The organism is Streptomyces sp. E11-3 (assembly GCF_046540415.1).
Classification (GTDB): Bacteria; Actinomycetota; Actinomycetes; order Streptomycetales; family Streptomycetaceae; genus Streptomyces.
In genome coordinates this window covers 87652-108097 of record NZ_JAZGRL010000001.1, presented here as the reverse complement: position 1 = coordinate 108097, position 20446 = coordinate 87652, and the positions used below count along the sequence as shown (strand labels likewise).

The 20446-nt window shown below is 67.4% G+C and carries 18 protein-coding genes and 2 pseudogenes; 8 read left to right on the top strand and 12 right to left on the bottom strand.

The genetic code is table 11. From position 1 onward, the window contains the following. Positions 1-16: 16 nt before the first annotated feature. From U9R90_RS00400 to U9R90_RS00380, 5 genes are all read right to left on the bottom strand, one after another. The gene (locus U9R90_RS00400; protein ID WP_411054333.1) at positions 17-418 is read right to left on the bottom strand and encodes a hypothetical protein; all 402 of its coding nucleotides are present in this window, start codon (positions 416-418) and stop codon (positions 17-19) included. A 364-nt stretch (positions 419-782) separates the two neighbouring features. After that, entirely contained in the window at positions 783-1529 is a 747-nt protein-coding gene (locus tag U9R90_RS00395; protein ID WP_411057585.1) for a hypothetical protein, read from the bottom strand. A gap of 162 nt (positions 1530-1691) precedes the next feature. Then, a complete protein-coding gene (locus U9R90_RS00390) occupies positions 1692-2585 on the bottom strand; it encodes a polysaccharide deacetylase family protein (RefSeq protein ID WP_411054332.1) in 894 nt (297 codons plus the stop codon). Between the two features lie 237 nt (positions 2586-2822). After that, positions 2823-3338, bottom strand: coding sequence for a hypothetical protein (locus U9R90_RS00385; protein ID WP_411054331.1), 516 nt, complete (start codon positions 3336-3338; stop codon positions 2823-2825). A 728-nt stretch (positions 3339-4066) separates the two neighbouring features. Continuing rightward, positions 4067-4297, bottom strand: coding sequence for a hypothetical protein (locus U9R90_RS00380; protein ID WP_411054330.1), 231 nt, complete (start codon positions 4295-4297; stop codon positions 4067-4069). Between the two features lie 385 nt (positions 4298-4682). Here U9R90_RS00380 and U9R90_RS00375 point away from each other — a divergent pair, with 385 nt between their 5' ends. From U9R90_RS00375 to U9R90_RS00365, 3 genes and pseudogenes are all read left to right on the top strand, one after another. Continuing rightward, a complete protein-coding gene (locus U9R90_RS00375) occupies positions 4683-4934 on the top strand; it encodes a hypothetical protein (protein WP_411054329.1) in 252 nt (83 codons plus the stop codon). A gap of 608 nt (positions 4935-5542) precedes the next feature. Further along, positions 5543-5740: pseudogene (locus U9R90_RS00370) on the top strand (hypothetical protein); the annotation flags it as partial. Positions 5741-6169: 429 nt separating this feature from the next. Further along, entirely contained in the window at positions 6170-6910 is a 741-nt protein-coding gene (locus U9R90_RS00365) for a hypothetical protein (protein WP_411057785.1), read from the top strand. A gap of 1 nt (position 6911) precedes the next feature. Here the strand turns inward: U9R90_RS00365 and U9R90_RS00360 are convergent, their stop codons facing one another. Together U9R90_RS00360 and U9R90_RS00355 are read right to left on the bottom strand one after the other, a co-directional pair. Further along, on the bottom strand, positions 6912-7130 hold the full coding sequence (locus tag U9R90_RS00360) for a hypothetical protein (RefSeq protein ID WP_411054328.1): 219 nt from the start codon (positions 7128-7130) through the stop codon (positions 6912-6914). Between the two features lie 290 nt (positions 7131-7420). Further along, positions 7421-7561 (bottom strand): hypothetical protein, encoded by a 141-nt coding sequence (locus U9R90_RS00355; protein ID WP_411054327.1) that lies wholly within the window; start codon positions 7559-7561, stop codon positions 7421-7423. Positions 7562-7980: 419 nt separating this feature from the next. Here U9R90_RS00355 and U9R90_RS00350 point away from each other — a divergent pair, with 419 nt between their 5' ends. Both U9R90_RS00350 and U9R90_RS00345 read left to right on the top strand, forming a co-directional pair. Next, on the top strand, positions 7981-8523 hold the full coding sequence (locus tag U9R90_RS00350; RefSeq protein ID WP_411054326.1) for a hypothetical protein: 543 nt from the start codon (positions 7981-7983) through the stop codon (positions 8521-8523). A 780-nt stretch (positions 8524-9303) separates the two neighbouring features. Continuing rightward, positions 9304-9663 (top strand): annotated as a pseudogene (locus U9R90_RS00345) (effector-associated constant component EACC1); the annotation flags it as partial. 443 nt (positions 9664-10106) lie between these two features. On the opposite strand, the gene U9R90_RS00340 reads toward U9R90_RS00345, so the two are convergent. The 5 genes from U9R90_RS00340 to U9R90_RS00320 all read right to left on the bottom strand — a co-directional run bounded on the left by U9R90_RS00340 (position 10107) and on the right by U9R90_RS00320 (position 17195). Next, positions 10107-10649 (bottom strand): restriction endonuclease, encoded by a 543-nt coding sequence (locus tag U9R90_RS00340; protein ID WP_156724770.1) that lies wholly within the window; start codon positions 10647-10649, stop codon positions 10107-10109. Next, entirely contained in the window at positions 10646-11560 is a 915-nt protein-coding gene (locus U9R90_RS00335; protein ID WP_411054325.1) for a hypothetical protein, read from the bottom strand. Before U9R90_RS00335 ends, U9R90_RS00340 begins: the two co-directional genes overlap by 4 nt. Positions 11561-11779: 219 nt before the next feature. Beyond that, on the bottom strand, positions 11780-12412 hold the full coding sequence (locus U9R90_RS00330) for a hypothetical protein (RefSeq protein ID WP_411054324.1): 633 nt from the start codon (positions 12410-12412) through the stop codon (positions 11780-11782). Positions 12413-13267: 855 nt separating this feature from the next. Further along, a complete protein-coding gene (locus U9R90_RS00325) occupies positions 13268-15385 on the bottom strand; it encodes a CHAT domain-containing protein (protein ID WP_411054323.1) in 2118 nt (705 codons plus the stop codon). Positions 15386-15863: 478 nt separating this feature from the next. Next, positions 15864-17195, bottom strand: coding sequence for a hypothetical protein (locus U9R90_RS00320; protein WP_411054322.1), 1332 nt, complete (start codon positions 17193-17195; stop codon positions 15864-15866). A 498-nt stretch (positions 17196-17693) separates the two neighbouring features. Here U9R90_RS00320 and U9R90_RS00315 point away from each other — a divergent pair, with 498 nt between their 5' ends. From U9R90_RS00315 to U9R90_RS00305, 3 genes are all read left to right on the top strand, one after another. Next, a complete protein-coding gene (locus U9R90_RS00315; protein WP_411054321.1) occupies positions 17694-18644 on the top strand; it encodes a hypothetical protein in 951 nt (316 codons plus the stop codon). A gap of 80 nt (positions 18645-18724) precedes the next feature. Continuing rightward, positions 18725-19633: a hypothetical protein gene (locus tag U9R90_RS00310; protein WP_411054320.1), complete on the top strand. Its 909-nt coding sequence runs from the start codon at positions 18725-18727 to the stop codon at positions 19631-19633. 16 nt (positions 19634-19649) lie between these two features. Then, positions 19650-20446, top strand: a 797-nt coding sequence (locus U9R90_RS00305; protein ID WP_411054319.1) for an ImmA/IrrE family metallo-endopeptidase, incomplete at its 3' end; no start/stop codon positions are given.

Sequence of the window (20446 nt, the reverse complement as noted above, 5' to 3'; positions counted from 1 at the left end):
TCATCGCCCGGGGCGGCTACCACTTGACCAGATGGAATTCCATAGTGCCGAAGGTCGTGATGTCCATCGCGTAGCTCCACAGCGCGTACCGCCGCTGATCGGTACTGCGATAGGTCTTGCCGAAACCGTTGTCGAGAATCTCGGTCCAGCCGTCGCCCTGTCCGTAGTGCGCGAACAGCCGGTCATTGCGCCGCGATGCGTCCTGTCCGGACTCCGCCGGGGTCTGGTAGATCACCTCGTGCAGCTGGCCGCGCCAGAGAGTGAGAAGCAGTCGGCCGCCGTCGACCACGTATGTGTCCACGACCGCGTCGGGAGCGTTCTCGTGAGGGCCTGACGACTCGAGCTCGCCGGGGACCCGCACTTCGTCAGCGGCGCACAGCAACTCCAGCAACGGCAGGTCATCGGTGAGGCAGTCCATGAGGGACCACCCTAGGGCCGGTCCGGCACTCCCCAACCTGGGCATCATCAACGATCCGGACACCTACGGAACTTGATCAAGCCCTGGGTGCCGGGCCGCTGGCCGGTGTCCAACTGCGCTTTGCGGACCAGGTCCGCGCCGTCTCCGCTGCGCCGATGTCCTCGATCCTCTCAAGGAATCGAGCCTCCATCGGCCCCGGAGCGGTTTACCCCCGCCCCCGACAACACCGAACTGATCCGCGCCGCTCGAGCCGTCATCGCGGACGTTGTCTGATCGGGTAGCAACCCGAACCACCGACTGTGTCTGTGGGAGTGCTGTGCCGTCGGGCGGCGCGGTGAAACGCGACTCAGTAGAGGCAGTCGGGTCAGTGCGGGTTGTCCCAGCGGGCGGCCCCGGTGAGCTCCATCAGCCGTACCTGGTGGAGCAGTTCCTCGGGCACGTCCAAGGCGCGCAGCCTCGCTGGAGCGTGGCTCACCAGCCAGGCCGCGAGTTCAGCGGACCGGGCTTCGTCGTCGTCCCAGTACCACGCGGCCCAGGGAAGTTCGTCTCGCAGCAGGTCGCCAGCCCACTCGGAAATCGCCCGTGCCAGGTGCCGGTCGGAGATGGGGTGGTCCTGTGTCTCCCAGGCAGTGAGCCAGGGGCCGAGTACGCCGGACGCCTCCGCGCACATGGCGAACACCTCGTACGCCGATACCGCTGGGTCCGCTTCAGCGAGGCTGTGGGCCCACCAGGCATGCAGGAACGCCCGAACTGCCGCGTTCTGCCGCGCGGGCCACTGCTGCCAATGCCCCCGGGCGAACGACAGACCGACCATGCCCATGTCGAAGAGCGGCTCGACCAGACCACCGACCAGGGCCCGGGTGAACTGGGGCAGGATGCGCCGCAGCACCGCGCCGTGGTCGCCCCAGTCACCGGCGTCCCAGGTGCGGCGCAGCAGATCCGGTTCCAGCTCCACGTCGGGGACCTTCAACAGCGCGAGCTCTTCGGCGCTGCCCCAGTGGCAGTCGCACTGGACCTCTTGGGCGCGGGCGGTCATACCGCGGAAGGTGACGGCCACATGGTCCAGTGCAGCGTCGAGTCGGCGTCGTGTCAGGGTGGGGTCGAGGTTCATGGTCGCAGGCACAGCCTCACGGGACTCCGGACGGCTTCCGCCGACCGAAGAGGACGACCCTACCCACCCCGCCCGTCCCCGTCACCGCAGTATGCCCGCTTCCCCCAGCGGCCTCTCCGGGCGTAGGGAAACGACGTTCCCCCGTGCGATTGTCCGCGGGCCTCACGCTCCGGGCTGAGCCCATTTCCGTTGCAGAGCGCTGTAGTCGATCACGGTGATCCCTTCTTGGCGCAGGGCTTCACGGGCCTGCGGCGAGATCAGGAACTCGTAGTCGGTGCGGCGTACGCGCCAGCCGTCGGGATCGACGGCCCGCGACCTTGCGTCGCCGAGGGCCGGGTGCACCGCCCACTCGGTCAGTCCCCTCGGCAGTGTGCGCAGCAGTTCCGCGTAGCGGGCTGCCTTGCCGTCGATCTCGAGGGAGAAGCTGTCGAGGAAGGGGTGGTCGGTGGCCGGCAGGCCGCGTCGCCACATCTTCTGGCGCGACGGCTCGAGCCAGATCCGCACCGCCAGGCCGTACTCCTTGCCAAGAGCCGCAGTCAGGTCGAGGATATCGTCGCGTCCGCCGTCGGCCAGGCAATGCCAGTCCAGGTGAGTCGGCGCCAGCCCGGCAGCCAGCACCGTGCCGATCTGCGCGCGAAACTCGAGCTCGATCTCCTCCAGGAGGGCCTGTGCGAGGAACCGGGAGCGCCCGGTGGGCGTGGGAACGAACAGCTCTCCCGTCTCGTCGAGCAGGGACGGCACCCGGTCCTTCGCCGTCAGCGGTCCCCAGCGCAGGGCGGGCAGTTCGCAGACCAGGGTCAGATGAATGCCGAACGGGATCTGTGGACGTCGGCTGAGCATCTGCATCGCCTGCGGTGCACCGGGGCACGGCACCATCAAGCTGCACGAACTCGCGATCCCCTCCTCAACCGCTTGCACCACAGCCGGGTTGACCGCCTCGTACAGCCCGAAGTCGTCACAGTTGACGATGAGGACCCGGGCATCGGCCGGAAACCCCAGCGACTCACTCGACGAGGCCGGGTCAACGCGGGCCGGGGACGAGCCGTCTTCATCCATCCCAGCAGTGTGGACGCTCGCAGGGTAGCCGTGCTCACCGTTTTCACGCTTGCGATCACACCGAGTGGCGTCACCCCGGGCTGCGGGGAACGATCAACAACCGACTGGGAAGCGATCTTCATCACGGCGCGTCAGGACGGGTCAGCCTTACTCGTGAACGCCCGATCGTTGCTGATCGCGGTGGTGTGCCGGGTCAGTCCTGCATCACGGCTGATCGCCCTGGCCACATCTCGTTGTTCAGTGGCTTGGGAAGACGCTGGGAGACGGCATTCCTGCCGTCGTGCACGCGGACTGTGGCTCGTTCTCTACGGCCAGTTCCCTCACGGTGACCGCGGGCCTCCGATGGCCGTCTCCGTCCGGTGTGACGGTGAAGGCGAAGCACCCCGTCACGAATGTCTCGCTGGTGAGGAAGACCCCCGGCCCGACGCCCAGTAGTTCTGCCGTCACGATGGCATCGGGGCCGTGCCGCTCGATCTTGACCAGACCCCGAGCTGGCTTGCCTTGAGGGAAAACCCGTGCGATCTCGCTGTCGTCCAGCACGCCGTCGGCCGCCGATCCGACGAGCTCTTTCTGTCGAGCCTCAGCATCACTCCGCATATCAGCGTGGGCCTTTCCCTCGGCGCGGTCATCCGCCGTGGCCGCCCAGATCCCCAGCCCGATGAAGCACACAAGAAGCAGCACGAGCACAGCCAAAAAACCGTTGAACAGGCAACCTCCGGCCGTTCCACTGCGTACCCCGTCGCGTCTGCCCATGGCCCGAGCATGCCGGTGTTCAGACGGGCTAGAGGGCACGAGCCCAAGCCGTTACTCACTCCGCCCCTGCCCGAAACCATTCACCCCGAGCTCGGTGGGTCGGGGCTTGCCCTGGGGTGAGCCCTTCCGCGGTGACTTCTCCGTTCAGGCGGTGAGTTCGTAGTTCGCGGGTCGGTGGTGGGATGGAGGCGCCGGTGTTCGGCCTGGACGTGGAAGTTCCAGTACGCCGGGAAGATCCATGCCGAAGCGTGATCTACGGCGGCTGCTGTGACCCTGATACGGGCGGGGGCGTCGTGGATCCGCCGGGGAACAGGGGCCAGCCAGGCAGGGACAGGTGCCGTTCGCATGGGCTTGTTCGCAAAGCTGCCGGACAGGCAGGGGGGAGCTGGAACCCCAGTCCGATGAACGCGCCGGTCCAACTCGTCCGGGGCAACTGTGAAGTTGACGGTGCCGACGGTGGGCATTCTCGGCTCTGTTGGCGGTCTTGTAGCGTTGGCCGCCTTAACTGGGTATCAGCTGGGTGTAGGGCGCCGTGTGCTCGGTCCTGGTTTCTGTGCTGCTGCACATGGTTGTTGTGCGGTGTGGTGCCCTGGCATTCCCCGCTGGGAAGCGTCTCCGGCCCAGGCGGGCCGATCGCAGTGGCTGGCGCTGAACTCCTGGGTGTTGCTCGTGTGTGTTCGGGGCGGCTGAGGTTGAGCAGGCATCCGGGCGCGGCGGCCTGTGGGGTGTCAGTCCATCTCGTCAAAGAGTGTTTCCTGCATGCCGGGGGTGTTCCCGGGGCGGGGGAGTGGGTGTTGCGGGGCCGCGGGTGGTGGCGGTTGACCCGCCTCGCCGTCGGTGAGCGCGTGCTGGCAGGCGGCCCGCAGTGCGGTCAGGTCGAGTGGTGTGCCCAGCAGAGCGAGGAAGTCTGTCACGCTCCAGTCGATGAGTGCGCCCTGGCGGGAGAGATACAGGCCCACCTTCTTGATGGCGTGCTGATCGCTGTAGTCGAGCAGCAGGTACCCGGCGAGCTGGTAGACCTCGGCGCGGCCCTCGGTGGGGGCGGATGGTGGCTTTGCAGTCGATCAGGGAGCCGTCGAGGATGAAGTCGGCGTCCGCGCCGCCGACGTCCGGGCTGCCGTCGAAGACGGGTCCGCAGATCCGTCGGCTGGCAGGCAGGTGTTGCAGGTTGGCGAAGGGGCCGGGGCTGGCGGCGAGGGCCATCTGCTGGTGGATGTCGTCGACGACGGAGCCCGGCACGGCAGCGGCGAGATCGTCCAGGCTCACTCCGCGTTCGCATAGGCCCAGACGGTTGCCGCGTACCCATCCTCCGCAACGGAAGATGGTTTCGAAGTGGGAAGCGATATGGCACAGCCGGATGAGCCGCTCCTCGGCTTCGGGCTCAAGCGCCAGCGGCTGCCCGTCGTGGCTTTCGTACCGGCGCAGTTCCTCCAGCAGGATCAGGCCCGCTGCCTGCACGGTGTTGATGACTTCGAGGCTTGGCCAGCCGTCGTCGTCGAGGGTGGTCTGCCAGACGCCTTCCGCGATCGGCTGGCCGGTGGGGGCCCCAGGCTGATGCGCAGCCGGTGGTCGATCGTGTGGCCGAGCATCGCGTAGTCCGGGCGCTGGCCTGCCCCGGCAGCGGGAGCAACCGGTGCGCGATGGCCGCGCACGTGTTGTCGGTAGTCGGCTAACACGCGCTGGGGGTGGGGGAGATGCTCCGCGAGGAACCGGGACATGGCAGAGGTGGGGTCCTTGAGGGACGAGGTGAGACTCATACGCGCATGGTGGCGGACCGGTCTGACAAGGGGGCTGTGCGGGAACGTTTCCTGTGCCTGTCAGGGCGGAGATCTGGCCGCAGAGTGCTTCTAGTTCCGCTGACGGGAGGATCCCGTCCCGGTGAGCGGCCCACGGCGGGAAGGGGCGTGTGTGGGAGCGGCCGGGTGGGCGAAATCAAGTCAGCTGTCCCGGTTGGGCGGGGCCTTGGCGCATCTGCCTGGGTGTCCGTCGCGGGCGGGTGTGTGAGTCCGCTGTGCACGGGTGAATCCCGGCAGGCTCCGCAGCGTGGGACACCAATTCGCCGGGCGCTGTCGGGGACGCCCGTGGAGCTTGTGCCGCGGCAAGGCGGAAGCGAGCGCGCGTCTGCGTGTGTTGTGGTTGCTTGCGTTTTCTCTTGGGTGTTGCGTCTGCGAATGGGATGGTGGGTTGGTCGGTGGTGTGGGAGGGNGCGCAGTTACGACGAGGTCATCAAGCTGGAGCAGGAACGTCTGGTCTACCAGGCCCGGCTGCGCTCCCGCTACGGCCGCGCCTGGCGCCGTAAGGCCCCTATCGACGCGCTGATGCCGCTGCGGCTGGCCCGCTTCGGGGTGCCGCTGTCGCAGACCGCCCCTGGCGGGCTGGCCGCGCCGGGTATCGACGGGCCGGTCCTGCCGACACCGGGGTCGGACGAGGGCGTGGGGGAGGGGCGGGTGGCACCGCCGGAGGCGACAGATCGGCAAGCCCCCGGGGCCTTGAGCGGTGCATCGTCTCTGTGTGCGGGTGCGCCGGCACAAGAGGGCGCGTTGGCGGCACCGGTGCATCCCTGTCGTCCGGTGCACGCGAGGGTGGACGACGAGGCCAAGCTCGGTAGCCAGCAGGCCGCCGCGTCAGCGGGTGAGGCGGGGCAGGCGAGGTCCGGGCACCCTGTCGACGCGAGGGACGGTCACGATCCCGCGCCCCCGTTCGTCACGCCGAGGCATGTCCCCACGGGCGCGGAAGAGCCGGCCAGGACCGGCGTGCACAGGCACACGGGCAGCCCTGACGAGCATGGGCCTTGCGATGTCTTCAGGCCTGAGGGAAGGCACGTTGAGGCGTTGCGCCGCTATGTCAAGGAGCACGGCGACTATCCCACTGCCCGCCAGTTCGGTCACTACCTGATGGACGTCCATGGTGTCGTGGGGCGGGGAGGCGGCCCGCTGACTGAATCCGTACTGCGGCCGTACCTGCGGGATGTCAGGGCCCGTTCACGGCAGGCATCTGAACTTACCGCCGTGCCGGGCGAGTACGCGGTCACCACGAAGGAGCGGGAACCCCGTGACGGGGCTGTTGCGGGGGAAGGCGAGGGGGCCGAGCCAGCCGACCGGATCGCTGAAACAGAGGCGCACCCGCTGATCGAGCCGCTGTCGCAGGAACCTGAACCACTGGGGTCAGCTGGGGCGTTGGCGGGGCTGCGAGTGTCCGACCGCTACTACCTGGCGTGGGCGTCATACGTTGCGAGCCGGGGGAGCGAGCCGAACGGTGAGGAGTTGTCGCAGTATCTGGCCGGGCAGGGGATCGTCGGCCGCAACGGCCATCCTGTCGATCCAAGTACGCTGCGCCGGTACTTGCTGAGCATCCGCCTCTACGCGGTGTGGGACTGCCTGCGGGAGAAGGCAGGCGGTGAGCCGAGTGTGTCCGCCGTGGTGGACGAGGCCGCACGGCGCGGCATCACCGGTCGCCGTGGCCGCCAGTACAACGCCCCCATCACCGCTGAGATCCTCGAAGCGAAATACCTGGACGACTTCCGCCGCCGCCACGCGGCGCTCGCCTTCGACCGGGACGACACCCGCAGCTGATTCAGATCCAGCCCGGTCCCTGGAGGAGGACGGGATCGATGTGCTGTCCGACGCGGTGCGCCGGCCGCCACGCGAGGGCGCGGAGGACCTCGCCGTGCTCGGCGAGCTGCTGGCTGCCCCCTCCCTGAGCGGGTGGCTGCGCGAGCAGCGCGGGGCGGCCGTCTCCGCGGGCTGGCTGGCCGAGCTGCTGCACCGTGAGGGTTTCCGCTCGGAAACGCATCCACGACACGGTGCGGCACAAGGCCGACACCCGTCCTCCAGCTGTCCTGTCTCACTCACTCGAGTTGTCGTCGCAGCGAACCGAGTCGTTCGGTCTTCTGCCCCAGCGAACCTCGGCGTGCATCTGGGTGCGCTGGGGGTGCTGGATGGCCCTACCGGCAGGAGTGGGCAGTCACCGACGGCATGGGCAAGAACCCCACCGAGGACCTGACCTTCGCTCTCGTCTTCCACCCTCAGGTCGTGGCACTACCTGGGCTACTCGCAGGCCGAGAATGGGAATACCGTACTCGGTCAACTGGCCACATACTCTGGCTCGTCGAGCAGCTCACGCTCCGCGGCATCCTCATCGGCCACGTGCCCAAGGAGCAGGACGATCCGCTGGTCCACTGGGTTGAACGGCACTTCACACTGCACAAGTTCGTTGCGTTCCATCGCCGCCAGAGCATCTACGACGCGTTCTACCCCGCGAAACCATCACGCCCGAGGAAGAGGAGGACAGGCCCCGGACACGGCGGAGCCCGTTTGTCCCGTCTCAGGCGATCTGGCCTTGGGGGAAGACGGCGACCTGCGTCGACCAGATCAATTGAGCCGCCGGCGGTCGAGGATCTCGGTTGATCTCGTCCTCAGCGCCTGGGTACCGCATGCTGTCTCGGTTGATCTGGTCCGGCCCTGCGCCTTGGGAGTCGAGGCATCCGCTGCCCATGGCGTGCCGGCAGTGTCACGGCGGCCGAGGCGTCGGGAGGCCGTCGTGTGCCGCCGCGGCTGAATCGGTGAACTCGCTGCTCATCAGGTCTCTCCAGGCGAGCTGTGCCCTGGGCATCGACTTGAACCGGGAGCCTACGCTGGCCCGCATGAGTGAGCCTGATGCAGAGCGTGCGCAGTTCCTGGAGGTTCTGCGGGCCGACCCGGCGTCCTGGGCGGGGCTGTGCTTCGCTCCGGCCGAGGATGACGACGATGTCAACGCTTCGCGTCGTGAGGCCGTGTTGACGGCGATTTTGTTCGATCCGCAGCCCACCGATCGTGCCTTGCTGCGGTTCCTGCTGGAGCAGGAGATCCGGTGGGCTGAAGAAGGGTGGGGACTGTCGGACCGGCTCAGGCTCAGCATGCTCCTGCTGGCCGAGCACGCCTGTGTGCAGGATGCATGGCTCCAGTGGAGGGCGAAGATCGCTAACTTCGACACGGAGATGGGCCTGGACATCTGGGCTGTTCTTGCCGGCGGCGTGGATGCCGTGCGGTCGATGGTGGCGGCAAGTGATCACTCTGAGCGCGATGAACTCCTGTCCTATCTGGCAGAGGAGCCGTACGCCGGTGCCGCGGACGAAGATGTCGAGCGCTGGCTGCTGCAGCAGCGCACCGGGTACTTCCGGGCGCCTGAACGTGGGTCTTTGAGCTGACGGAGACCAGGCTGTGGTCTGGTTCGCCCGCAGGGCCGGTCGAGATGAACTCGCGTGTCGCCAAGGAGTAGACAGTCCCTCGAAAGGAGCCACACCCAAAGGGGAATCCGACGGGGGCGGCGCCGGTGGCTGCGCGCTGCGCAACCACCGCTGCGCGTGATCTTGCTGGTCAGTGGCCGTGGGGTGTCACCGTCCGTGGGCAGGCCGGGGGCTCGTGCTGGCGAGGAGGGTGTGGATGAGGTGTTCGGTGTCGGGTTCGAGGTCGCAGTCGAGGGTGTGGTTGATGTGTTGGATGCGGGTGATGGCTGTCGCGGCTCTCTTGGAGGTGAGCAGTCCTTACGTGCTGACCAGAGAGTTGCTCAGTCTTGGAGAGCGGAGTTCGGTAGAAGTTACCGGTAGGTAAGGTTGAGGGCGGGCCTCTGTAGGTTGGTTTGACCTGCGGTTTGTGCGATGGTTCCGGGGGTCTGCTCAGCAGGAGCGTTGGTTGCTCGGGGGCAACGGGCCGCCGGTAGTGGCGGTCGAGGGGCGCTGCTATGAAGGCGCGGAGTCGGCCCAGGGCCGTGGCGTGATTTCTCTTCGTCGGGCCTGCGCCGAACCAGGCGGGCCCGCCCCGTAGGGTGACTCTTCGTACCAGCCGGGGGTAGTCCTGGGCATTAGATGCGCGCGACAGGGGGAGCACGCGCTGCACGGCACCCAGGACACCGGGGCGATGGATGCTCAGATCAGGTTCGACTCGGCTACTGAACTCGACGATCACCTGGCGCTGATCGGGGGCTCCGCGGTGAACGCGGCCCCCAGGGGCGCGTTCACGTCGTGCCCGCCACACCCGCGGAGAACGAGCTTGGTGCCGGTCTCGAACTGCTCACGGTGTCCCTTGCCGAGGGTATCGCCACCGTCTTGGCCGGTTCCCTCGCCATGGTTGCAGAACAGCCGTACCCGACCAAGATCCGCATCTCCATTACCCGGGCCGACTGCACCCTGGAAGTCGAGACCGGTGACGCCTCTGAGGCCGAGGCGCTGATCCGGCTGGGTACGCCTGGGTGCTCGGCAGACGGGCAATGGCGAACGAGGCGCTCAGCCACCGGGTGCTATCCAGGGCGGCCAGCGCGCTTATCGAGGTCGCTTCGCTGCCGCCGGTGAGTCCATGACCTCGGCAGCGCGGCGATGGTTCCCTCTCCCGCAGTCCGGGCCGCCGCCACGTGCAAAACCTTGCTCTCGCCGGGCGGCCAGAACAGTCCCGAAGGACGCGGCCCTGACCTGCTCGGACGGTACCTTCTGCAACACGCCTCAGGGCCCTTCCTTCTCCGGCGGGCACTGACCCGGCCAGTCCCGAGCAGGACGCTCAGGAAGCGCCCCAGACCTGTGAGTGCGTGACACCCGTCCTGGGCCGGATCGGCGGCGTCCACCCAGGGTGCTGCTCGGACGAGGGCAATGAAGAAAAGCTCGCCACCTCAATTGATTGGCCGGAGCGACGGGGGCCTTTAGTGCAGTCTGAAACCAGAGGCTTCACGAGTACCAGGTGGAGAAGCCCGCACTGAAGCCATCCGCGCCATACTTCCGCCGTCGCGGTTGCAGCCGGGTCTTCACGACACCCCGTAGATGGTGCCTGACACAGCCAGTTGCAGCCGCTTCTGTTTCAACAGCCGCACCAGATCGTCGGTGTCTGAGAGCTGTTCGATCTCGCTGCGGGTCACCACCAGAATCTCCCGCTTCTGCCCCAGGGCGCGAGCGAGGATCTGGTGCGCGGCACTGCGATCAACCGCCTCCCCGGTAATGCCGGCCGCGGCGACCAGGATTCCCAAGGGCCGGCCCCGTCCCTCCAGCTTCGAGCTGAAGAGTGTCACCTCCGCCGCCCCCACAGGCTTCGACCAGTTCTTGCACTCCACAAGAATGATCTTGTCGAACTGGCGCAGCCCCTTGGGATCACCCTCGTTCCAGAAGGCGATGTCGATCTCCTCAGATGAGAAGTAATCCAGCTGGTTGCGAACGGTCACACTGATTCCGGGGACGAGCTCGAAGAGATACGTGAGGAGATCCTCAAAGGCCTTGCCCCGTGCAGCGTTGCTGGCAGCCGTGTCGCCGGCGGTCAGGAACGCGGCGACACGGCCCCGGTCAATGGACGTCATGAGGACGCCCTGCCATGGACAGCACGGTTCCTCAGATCGCGCACGACCTCAGCGAAACTCGACGCTCGCATGCGTTCCAGCAGCGTCTCGAGCGAGATCGTCAGAACGGGAAAGGAAGGTACCCTCAGGGCCTCATGGAACTCGGCGTTCGTTGGCGGATCGAGGTAGACCAACAGGGCTGCGTTCATGCGGCTGCGCTGCAGCAGATGGAGAGTCTGTTCGACCGCGGAGCGTGACAGCGTGCGCTTCACCTCGATGAGCAAAGGGTTGAGGGCGATGGCACCCAAGTCGTCCGACCACACCCCGAGATCGAGACGATCTCCGACCTTCGGGTCTGGATTTTTCACCGCCACCGCTCCACTGCCCTCCAGAGCGGCCTTCAGAACATCCACGGCCGTTCGCTCGAGACGCATGGGCTGCTTACGCAGCAGCTCCAGAAGCTCATTCACCTGCGTGCTGCCCAGCGCATGCTCCGCTGCGGACGTCGCAGGCGTCACCCTGACAAGACGCCCCTCAGCCTGGGCAAGGGCGTAGGCGACTGCCTCGACGTCGTCCGGTCGAGCACGAATGGTGAGCAAACCATCGAGGTCGGGAGAAGTGTCCTGATCGGGATCGGCAATGACGATGACCCGCTTGCCCATCCCAACTGCGACTCCGGCCTCGAACAAGGTGCTCTGAGACTGATCAGGGTTACCCAGAACCACCAGCACCGTCTCCGCCTGCGCGATGGCCTGCCGCAGACTCTGGGCGATGCTTGCTCCCAGAGGCGCTACGTCGGAAAGAACATAAGGGTCCACACCGCGTCGCTTGAGCTCCCTCAGCAACGTGCGCAGATCTGTGGCAGCCGGCGCGGAGATGAACCAACGCGAGGTTGGCAACGGCGAATCCTCACGTGTCGCACCGTCATTCACCCGGGAACCCCATTCTCTACTCTGTGACGCGACACAGCCACGTTCCTGTACGCACCACGCGTCATTTCATCATGAAGACTCCCGTACCGGCCTTCTGGTGTTCGCCGTACCGGTCGGGTGTTGCCGCCTCGTCCACGTCCGTGGCGGCAACGGCTGTACGCAGTGCCTCTGGCGCCGGTTTGGGTGATCCGGCGAGTAGGCCGGGCGACAGCCCCCGGCCTACTCGCCCCGCTGATTCAGCGGGATGGGGGCGTCGAAGACGTCGACGACGAATTCCGAGGTTCCGCTGCCCTCGAAGTCGATGTCGTAGCGGCTGTGCAGCAGCGTGTGGATCCTCACCCACCGGCCCGTGGCCGTTGCATCCGCGGCCACCTGGAGCGCGCCGCGAACAGGACCGGCATCGCTGGCATGCTCCTTACTCGTCCAGGTCCGCGCGAGCTTCCCCCCTGTGGGGACAGCCCAGGTGCGCGGCTCGGCGCTGGCCGGCACGGAAACCTCGTCGTTGAGCAGTCGGATGACCCACCCGACGCCGCCATCGTGCTGACGTTCGTTCGACATGCGGATGCCGAGCCCGATCGTGTAGGCACACTCGAGGTACTCCTCGAGTTCCTCGTCGATCCGCCCGAAGAAAACAGCCTCGCGAACGACCTCGACCGGCCCGCACTCGGTGAAGGCCCCCATCACCGGTTCGCACTTGTCCTTGAGGTACTGCTGCGCGGCCATGCGCACCGGTTGGGGGGCCCGGTCCAGCACCTTTTCAAGGGCCCTGTCGTCGCGGTCGTACAGGAAGGAGTTGAGTGCACTGACCAGTTCCATGGTCAGGTGGAGATCGCCAGCTCCCAGTGTGGTCACCGCCTCCAGCTCGTCCCCAGGCCTCCTCACAAGGGCGAACACCCTGCTTCGTCCAGGGCTCGTGTGCGCGACGAACGAATGAATCATTTTCTGTCTCACATCACATCTCAGGAGCGGTCCCCGGCACGAACACGCGCCTGAGCCGCAGAAGAACGAGGGAACCCTGCCAACCGACGTGTCGCACGAGCTACCGGCTCGTCCGCATGGGTCGGAGGTGAGTTGCTGTCAGACCCGGCGCTTCAGCCCGGGATCCGCATGGCTGTCGGCAGCCTACCCGGGCGGCATCAGCGGTGGCAACGACGCATCCGCCACTTTCAAGGCGCGGGCTGTCGGTGAGTCTGTGATGGTGACGTGCTTCGAATGGGGCCCTGTCGGTGCCTCGCCTGAGGCGTTCAACGGCACGCTCAAGGTCGAGTTTGCCGCCGGCAGCACTTCGCCTCCACGCCGAGGCACGCATCAAGATCTCGACCTGGATCGCGGACATCTACAACAATCGCGGACATCTACAACACTCGGAGAAGACACAGCGCCAACGACGGGCTCGCCCCGATCCCGTTCGAACGACATGTGGTAGAAGCACGGAAAACATCAACGGCCCAGCTCAGGGCCGAAGCGGCAGAACGACGTCTCTACGCTTCGAGGGGATTGACACGCTGGCGATCGGCCGGGGCAGCGTCAGCAGGAGGCGGTGATGGCAACGTAGAGAGCCGCGGACCGCCGGCGAGCGTTTAGGTGTCAGTGGCGCGAGCCCGGTGACCTGGCGGTTGGCGCTGACGCGTGGTGCTCATCTGCTACTGACATGACTGACGGTGCAGACTGCTATAGCGGTTGCTGGGTTTGCGCTGGTCAGAGGCGTTACCTGCCCGGAGTGTCGGAGTCCGGCCAGAGCGTCGCGACGCGTTCCTCCATGGAGGAGACGAGGATCCGTTCCGGACGGCCTGCGAAGAGGTAGAAGAGTGATTCCGGAACGTAGCCCGGGCGGCGGAACCAGTTGCGGACCTGTTCGCCGCGTCCCTGATCATCTGCGATCTCGCCGAGGACTTGTTCGGTGTCCTGGTAGATGTGGGCACCGCGCAGCCGCCCGGCCGATCTGCTGATCATGAATTCCTGTAGTGGGGCCAGCCCGCCGCCCGGGCCGGGGGTCCGTCCCCAACTGCTGAGCGACGGTGTGGACATGAGGATGTCGTTGACAGTGTTAGTGGTCTGGGTGTGATGCCACACCTCCAACAGTGTGGCGTGACGTCCTTGGTTGATGAGGTGGTCGGCGAGATTGGTCAGCAGGCGGCCGGTCAGCATCATGTTGCGGCGCACGTCCACGGGCACTTGCGTGCCCAGTACGGCCAGTGCGCCCTCGCGCAGCAGGAGATCGGTGATGGAGACGGCGCTGGATCCCCGGGGAGCGACGTGACATGCGCTGAGCACGATGACGGGTGGAGTGTGCTGCAGGCCGAGTTCGACGTGCGGTTCGTCGCCGATGACGATGGCCGCCGTGTTGGCAACGAGGGTGCCGTGCGCGCTGATGATCAGCAGGTCAGGTGTGTGCTCGCTGACGGCCTCGCGCAGGGCATCCAGGGAGAGCGTCTGCACCGCGTGGATACTCAGCCCTTCGACGTCTTTCAGGGTGTCCTGAGTGATCCGCCAACCGTCTCGTGAGGTTCGGCCCACCGGGTCGCTGGCGGGGATGCACTCCGCCACCAGGACACGGATGCGGTTCTTCCACTCGACACCGACGGCGACGGCACCGGCCTTCTGCACGGTGCGGGTCAGCGGCAGCAGCGGCTCGTACGTCAGGGGCAGGCGCGCCGCCAGCGGGGCGGTGTCGCCGGGGAGGGTGGCAAGGCCCAGAGGGAAGTTGGAGAGCACCGTGAGCATCGACGCCCGGCTGATGGCCTCCATCACCGGTTCGGTGAACAAGGGCCTGGCGACGGCGTTGAGGCGGCTGAGCAGTTTCTCCACCGAGCGGGGGCGGTCCGCGGCAGAGTCCCGGAAGTGCTTTTCCAGGTCGGCCAGCAGCGTGAACGCGCTGGGGGGAACGGAGGGCATCATCAGTCCCAGGCTGTCGTTGGCGACGGCCCGGTGGGTCAGCGTGTACTCGATGGCCGCCCGTTCGACGTGAGCATCATCGCGTTCACCGATCTCGGTCGACCAGGTGTCGCCGGCGTCCAGGGCCGCGAGCGGGCGGACGCGGGCTTTGCGCAGCTGAGGGGGGTAGGCGCCGCGTATGTATGCAGGGGCGACCCCGGGCAGCGCCAGAGCAAGCGGCAGCCGTAGTCGTGCCTTCTCCTCAACGACCGTCTGTTCAAAGACCGGTTCGGCTTCTTCGACAGTCAGTCCCTGACGCTCCAGTCGGGCGGTGGCCGCGATGAGCGTGTGCCCCTGCAGGGTGCGATGAAGCAGCGTACGTGGTTCCTCATCGGCGGGCGCATCAATGTCCCAGCCCATCCGGCGAGCCATGAGACGCCAGGGCAGGTCCAATGCGGCCAGGTCCAGCCGGCGGCTGAGAGTGACCTTCCCCGCCAGCGGAGGGACGTCGGGGTACACGCGCTTCTGGATGGCCTGCCAGTGTTCTTCAAGACTCGCGTCGCCCAGAGATGAGAAGGAGGCGACGGGGAGTTCGACCCCCAGCGCGACCGCTCCCCGTGCGGTCCGCTCGACGAGCTCGTCCGGGCACAACGCCAGCATCGGCCGCCACCACGGGGCCAGAGCCAGGCTGTCGAGCGCGGTGATGGGAACGGGCATCACGTGATGTCCCATCGCCGGCTGCTGCAGGCCCTTCAGCTTCCACGCTTCAAGGTCGACCAGGTCTCCTCGTGACTGCGGCAGATGCAGGCAGTACCACAGCCCGGGCAACGCCCGGGCCACGTCGCGTGCCAGTGCGTGAGGGATGGCGAATTGATCGGGGTCCTCAAGCGGTGCGTCGATGACCGGCGAGATCTCTGAGGTAGCCGTGCCGTCCTCCGGGTCGAACACCACGAGGTAGAGCAGATGTCTGACGGCATCCGGGAGTTGAGGGGCTGGTGTCGTCACTCCTAGAGCCTAGTGCTGTGCAAGGGCTCCCGGGGTTCAGCTATCCGCCTGCGGCATCCTGCAAGGAGGGCGCCTCCGGCCGGAGGCCCTCCGTCGATGGCGAGGTAGGTGCCTCGGTCGTCCGCGAGCACGGTGACACCGCGGCCCTCAGTTCGTCCAGCGCCCACGCGGACCCGGCGGCGCGAACATAAGGGTGCCGAGCCCGGGTGTACGACGCCTCCTGTCTCATGGAGGCGTCGTACACATCCCGCAGCCGGGCGTCAGCGCGGTCCCGAGTGGGGCTCGGCTGTCGCATCTGCGGCCGGCGCGCCCGGAGCGAGACCAGTTCGCTGCCTGAAGCGCCGCCTGACGCTGCGCGCTGCGACCAGCGTGAGTGCTGCCGCAAGGCTCGCTAGATATTCGGCTGCGGCTGCGCCGAGAATGTTCACTGGCCCGCCGCCGACACCGGGGCGGACGGGCTTGCCGCAGCACGGTGGCGCAGTCCCAATCGTCTCAGCTTGCGGCGCACCCGGTTGCCGAACGCATCCGGATCGTCGGCGCCGCCCAGAGCCGCGGCCTGGGCCCACGTCACGCGCTGCGCACCGTAGGTCGTGGCTACGGCTCTCTCCGTGGGTGCCAGATCCGCGAGCACGGCAAGGATGCGGCAATCGTCCACCTCGCCGTGCAACAGGCCGTTCTCCGGGCGCCGGTCATCGCTGACCACATCTCTTAAGGACACTCCCGACGCGACCGGAGCCTCCAGCAGCCGCACCGTGCGGCCGCCGGATTTTCGCTCCCAGAGCGGCTGCAGACAGCGATGTTCCCGTTCGGTATGACGGTGGAGCAGCTCCATGATCTCGGCATCGCCGCTCAGATGCCGGCCAAGAGTCTCAACCCAGTCACCCAGCAGGGCCATCTCCACGGCCGCGCGCCACGCGTGCGGTCGGCCAAGATGGAGCCACGTCCGAGAGAACTCGTCCACGGCTGCCGTGTCACCCTCGATGCAGGCGTTGCGTGCCACCAGCGCGGCCATGACAGCTTCGCGGGTGGTGAATGCTTCTGGTCCGCTGAGCTGTTGGGCGAGCGTGTGCAGGACGGCAGCGATGAAGTTCACGGGGGAGTGCCTCGCGTCGGTGTCCCTTCTCCGCCGCCCCCTCTCCATCAAGGCGATCCAGACGTCCTGGGCGAAGGCCCCGTCCTGTTCCTGGTCGACGTTCACGGCGTCATCGGGCAGACCCCGTGCCCTCCACATGCGCGCCATCTCATACAGGTGGTGCACGACAGCCCTGCGGGCTTCCTCACCGGCGCCGGGCACGGGTGTGGTCACTTGCCTGGCCATCCGGCGCAGCCGCTCGAGCACCCGGGAGGCCGCAGGCCGAGCCTGCGCCAGCCAGGTCCCGTGCTGCACGGGCACCGGTTCGATTCGCACCGCATACACGGCCTCGTGCACAGTCTTTCCCCTCGGGCTCGGCCGGTTGAGAGCCGGACAGCGAGCCTGCCCATCGCGGGGGCAGTCCGGACATAGGTAGCGAAGACGGGCGTTCCGGTCCATCAGCTGTTCCTGCGCGTAGCGCAGGAACCGGATGGTCCGCAATGCCAGTGCCTCATCCTCGGGCGTGCAGTCCTCGATCGGTGAGGCGAAGCGGGCAGGCAGGCGCGTGGCCCGGTCCTGGGTGTCGACCAGCAGGCGAAGCACCCAGCTCTCCAACGCGGCATGAAGCGCCGGGACGCCGACGCGGTCATCGTCCTCGAGATCCGAGTAACACAGCAGGACCATGTGAAGCTCCTTACCTGTAGCGCATGATGAGGCTGCTATCCCTAGGGACCGGCCTGAAGGCGAACCGGCAATCACCCCGCACTCTTTCCGAGTGATCTACATCACGCTGCGATTCTGGGAGGGTCCAGCCCCCGGAGCCCGGGACGCGCCACGCCGCTGCATCGGGCGGCCGGGCAGGCCCGCCCGATGGGACGCGACACACCGGGACGAGGCTGCGTTCGACAGTTGACCACACCCTCCATCCACCACAGGGCGCACCCCGCCCGCCGACAGCAGACCGCTGCCCCACGCCCGGTGCAGCGGGTCGCAGAGCACAGCCTGCAACTCTCCCGTCCCCGTGGCGTCTTGCCCGGTACCCGGGTTAGCGGCAGAGCGGCCACAGCAGCGTGGCGGAGTTTTGGGCGCGTCGCGCACCCGGGGGGTGGACGTTGGTGTATGTAGACCCGAAGCCCCGCGGCTGCAGGCGCCGAGCGGGGAGCAGGGGATCGGGGGTGGTTCGTGGCAAGCGGGGCTTTCGAGGAGCTGCAGACCGGCGAGTTCGGGTCGGCCACGTTTGATCTGTTGCGGCGGCTGGTCCACCAGGTGCGCCGGGCCTTCGGCTTTCCACCCCCCGAGGGATACACCGTCTGGAGCGATGACGCGGCGTACGACGTGATCCATGCGATGTTGTCCCAGGAAGGAGCGGGACAGCGGTTCGTGACCGTCTGCTTCGCTCAGGCCGCCGACGAGGCCTCCCTGGAGCGGCTGTTCCTCACGTCGATCAAGAACTTCCTCATCGATGAGGCGAAGAAGACGCCGCGGGGCAAGCTCCGGCGCCGCATCGCCCGCTTGATGGACGAGGACACGGCCTACCGCAAGAGCAGCGGCTCGTCGCCGCACTGGGCGCTGGCCGGACAGCCCGAGGGAGCTGTGTGGCAGGGAGATCTCGACGATCTCATCGCCCAGGCGGCACGGGTGAGGGGTGTTGGTATCACCCGATGGAACCATTCCGGCCCCACCCCCAGGCAGACGGTCCATGCCCTCAAGACCATCCTCCGGTGCGTGCTCCAGTACGCCCAGGGAGCGGTGCGGGAGGAAGACCTCGCCAAGGTTCTCGAGGCCCGGTTCGAGCTCCTGGCGTCGGCCCGTTTCACCGCGCTGTACGCCGATGAAGGGACTGTCGCCGAACTCGTCGAGCAGTACGCGGCCACCACCGCACCGGACCCCACGGGTGTTGACGGAGTAGCCGAGGACATCTGGCAGCATCTCTCGCCCAACGAACGCCTGCTGCTTCCCTACCTCGACGAGGACGCCCAGCACGCGGCGCAGCTGCTGGAGATCCGGCAAGCCCATGCGGCTGCCGTCCTGTCGAACCTCAAGACAACGCTCCGTGCCGCCCTGTCCGCGGACAGCGGCCCCCAGGCAGTCGTGGCCGCCCTACTGCGGCGCTGCGGCGACGCTCCTTCGTGAACAGCCCCAGTTACGTCGTCTGGATCCAGTGAGAAGAGAATGCGCTGATGGACCACAGCCGAGGAGACGGGGGAGACGGTATGAGCTCTGTCCACACCACTGCCTACCAACGGCTGGTGGCCGCCGCGGCGGGACTGAAGGTGCCCGACGCCGTCCGCCAGGTGGCCACCGCACCACCCCAGGACCCGCAGCCCGGCCAGATCTGGCGCGCCGTATGGGACGACACCATCCAGCTGCTGCTGATCACAGCGGCCGGCGACGATGACACCCTGCGCGCCGTGCCGGCTTCCTTCGAACGGTACGCCGACCCCGACACCCTGCTCCTGCCCGCCCAGGCGACCACCCTGGAACAGCCACTGGCACTGTGGTGGGGCCTGGAGACCACCCTTCCGTGGTGTGTGCTGGACCGGCAGGTCAGCGAGCTGACCAACCGTCCTCGCGCCCTCACCGCCCGCACGCTCGCCGACGCCGTGCCCGGTACGCAGTGGGGGAGTGGCACAGTCTCGTCCGCGCCAGCCAACGAGTACCGCGCGGTCCTGGCCGATCAGCTCGCGCTCTTTGCCTCGGCACGGTGGGCACCTCAGGGATCGGGAGGCCTCAACCAGCTGTTTCGTGACCATGGCATCACTGCCCCGCAGCTCGGCGCCGAACTGAAACTGCCGCCACCCCAGGCGCTCGCCGTCTGGCGGGGGCAACTGGCCCTGACCGCCGACCAGGCCGCCACACTCGCCGAACGCCTCGGCCAGTCGGCCAGCCACCTGCTCGCGGCCAACCCCGCCCTGCCGCCCGCCGTCGTGTACGAACTGAACCGTCCCCTGCGCCGCAAACAAGTCAAGGCACTCGCCGCTCAGCACGACGAGACCGAACGCGAGGCCCGGCTGCGCGCCGCCTACGGTATCTATACGCTCGCCGCACGCGACGACGACCGCACGCAGCCGAACTGGACGGCACGCACGGACCGCTACTTCGAACTGCGTCTGGGCGAGTAGAGGGGGGGCACACCGCATGGTCAACTACGTGCTCGCCGACGCCGCCCGGACCCAGGCCGCCGCGATGATCCAGGAGCTCGAAACGACCCGTCCCGGCGCGCTCGAGCGCCTGGCACAAGGCGCCCTCGCGGAGCTGAAAACCTGGCCCGAGCTGACCGTCCTGGAGGTCGAGGAGAATCTGACGGAACAAGGATGCAGCGTCGCCGGCGCTTACGACGTCGGCCCGCCACCGAGCCTGTCCGTCGCCACGTCCGCCAGCCGTGCACGGCGGGACTTCACCGCCCTGCACGAACTGGGCCACCACCTGCAGAAGAACAGCTACGACCTCATGGGGCCCTTCGGCAGGGAACTCGACGGTGGCCTCCTCCTGGAGGATGCAGCCTGCGACGCGTTCGCCGCCGAGATCCTGCTCCCCGCGCCCCTCGTCCACCAGCACCTGGACACCAAGGGACCCACCGCCTCGTCGATCACGAAGCTGTGGCAGGCGAGCAACGCCTCCCGCATGGCGGTCTGCGTACGAGCCGCCCAGCATCTCCCCGCCCCCGGCCACATCCTCCTCCTCGACACCACAGGACGCCTCGCCTTCGCCGCCTCCCACGGCCTTTCGCCCCTGCGACGCGGCAGCTTCCAAGGCGACATCGCCGTCATCGACCGCGCGCTCACCGGCTCCGGCCACGCACGAGGGCTGGCCCAGGTCCGTTACCGCGACGGCATCCTCGGACGGGAACTGCACACCGACACCGCGCCCATGGACGGCTACCTCGTCGCCGTCCTAGTCACCGACTCCGCCCCCTGGCGCACCTTCACCCCACC

Bases quoted from the DNA above. Each gene is read 5' to 3' on its own strand.
- U9R90_RS00360 (WP_411054328.1), bottom strand. From the start codon at position 7,130: ATGCGTTTCCGAGCGGAAACCCTCACGGTGCAGCAGCTCGGCCAGCCA.
- U9R90_RS00350 (WP_411054326.1), top strand. From the start codon at position 7,981: ATGAGTGAGCCTGATGCAGAGCGTGCGCAGTTCCTGGAGGTTCTGCGG.
- U9R90_RS00355 (WP_411054327.1), bottom strand. From the start codon at position 7,561: ATGGAACGCAACGAACTTGTGCAGTGTGAAGTGCCGTTCAACCCAGTG.
- U9R90_RS00390 (WP_411054332.1), bottom strand. From the start codon at position 2,585: ATGGATGAAGACGGCTCGTCCCCGGCCCGCGTTGACCCGGCCTCGTCG.
- U9R90_RS00310 (WP_411054320.1), top strand. From the start codon at position 18,725: ATGAGCTCTGTCCACACCACTGCCTACCAACGGCTGGTGGCCGCCGCG.
- U9R90_RS00320 (WP_411054322.1), bottom strand. From the start codon at position 17,195: ATGGTCCTGCTGTGTTACTCGGATCTCGAGGACGATGACCGCGTCGGC.
- U9R90_RS00385 (WP_411054331.1), bottom strand. From the start codon at position 3,338: ATGGGCAGACGCGACGGGGTACGCAGTGGAACGGCCGGAGGTTGCCTG.
- U9R90_RS00395 (WP_411057585.1), bottom strand. From the start codon at position 1,529: ATGAACCTCGACCCCACCCTGACACGACGCCGACTCGACGCTGCACTG.
- U9R90_RS00375 (WP_411054329.1), top strand. From the start codon at position 4,683: ATGGCACAGCCGGATGAGCCGCTCCTCGGCTTCGGGCTCAAGCGCCAG.
- U9R90_RS00400 (WP_411054333.1), bottom strand. From the start codon at position 418: ATGGACTGCCTCACCGATGACCTGCCGTTGCTGGAGTTGCTGTGCGCC.
- U9R90_RS00340 (WP_156724770.1), bottom strand. From the start codon at position 10,649: ATGACGTCCATTGACCGGGGCCGTGTCGCCGCGTTCCTGACCGCCGGC.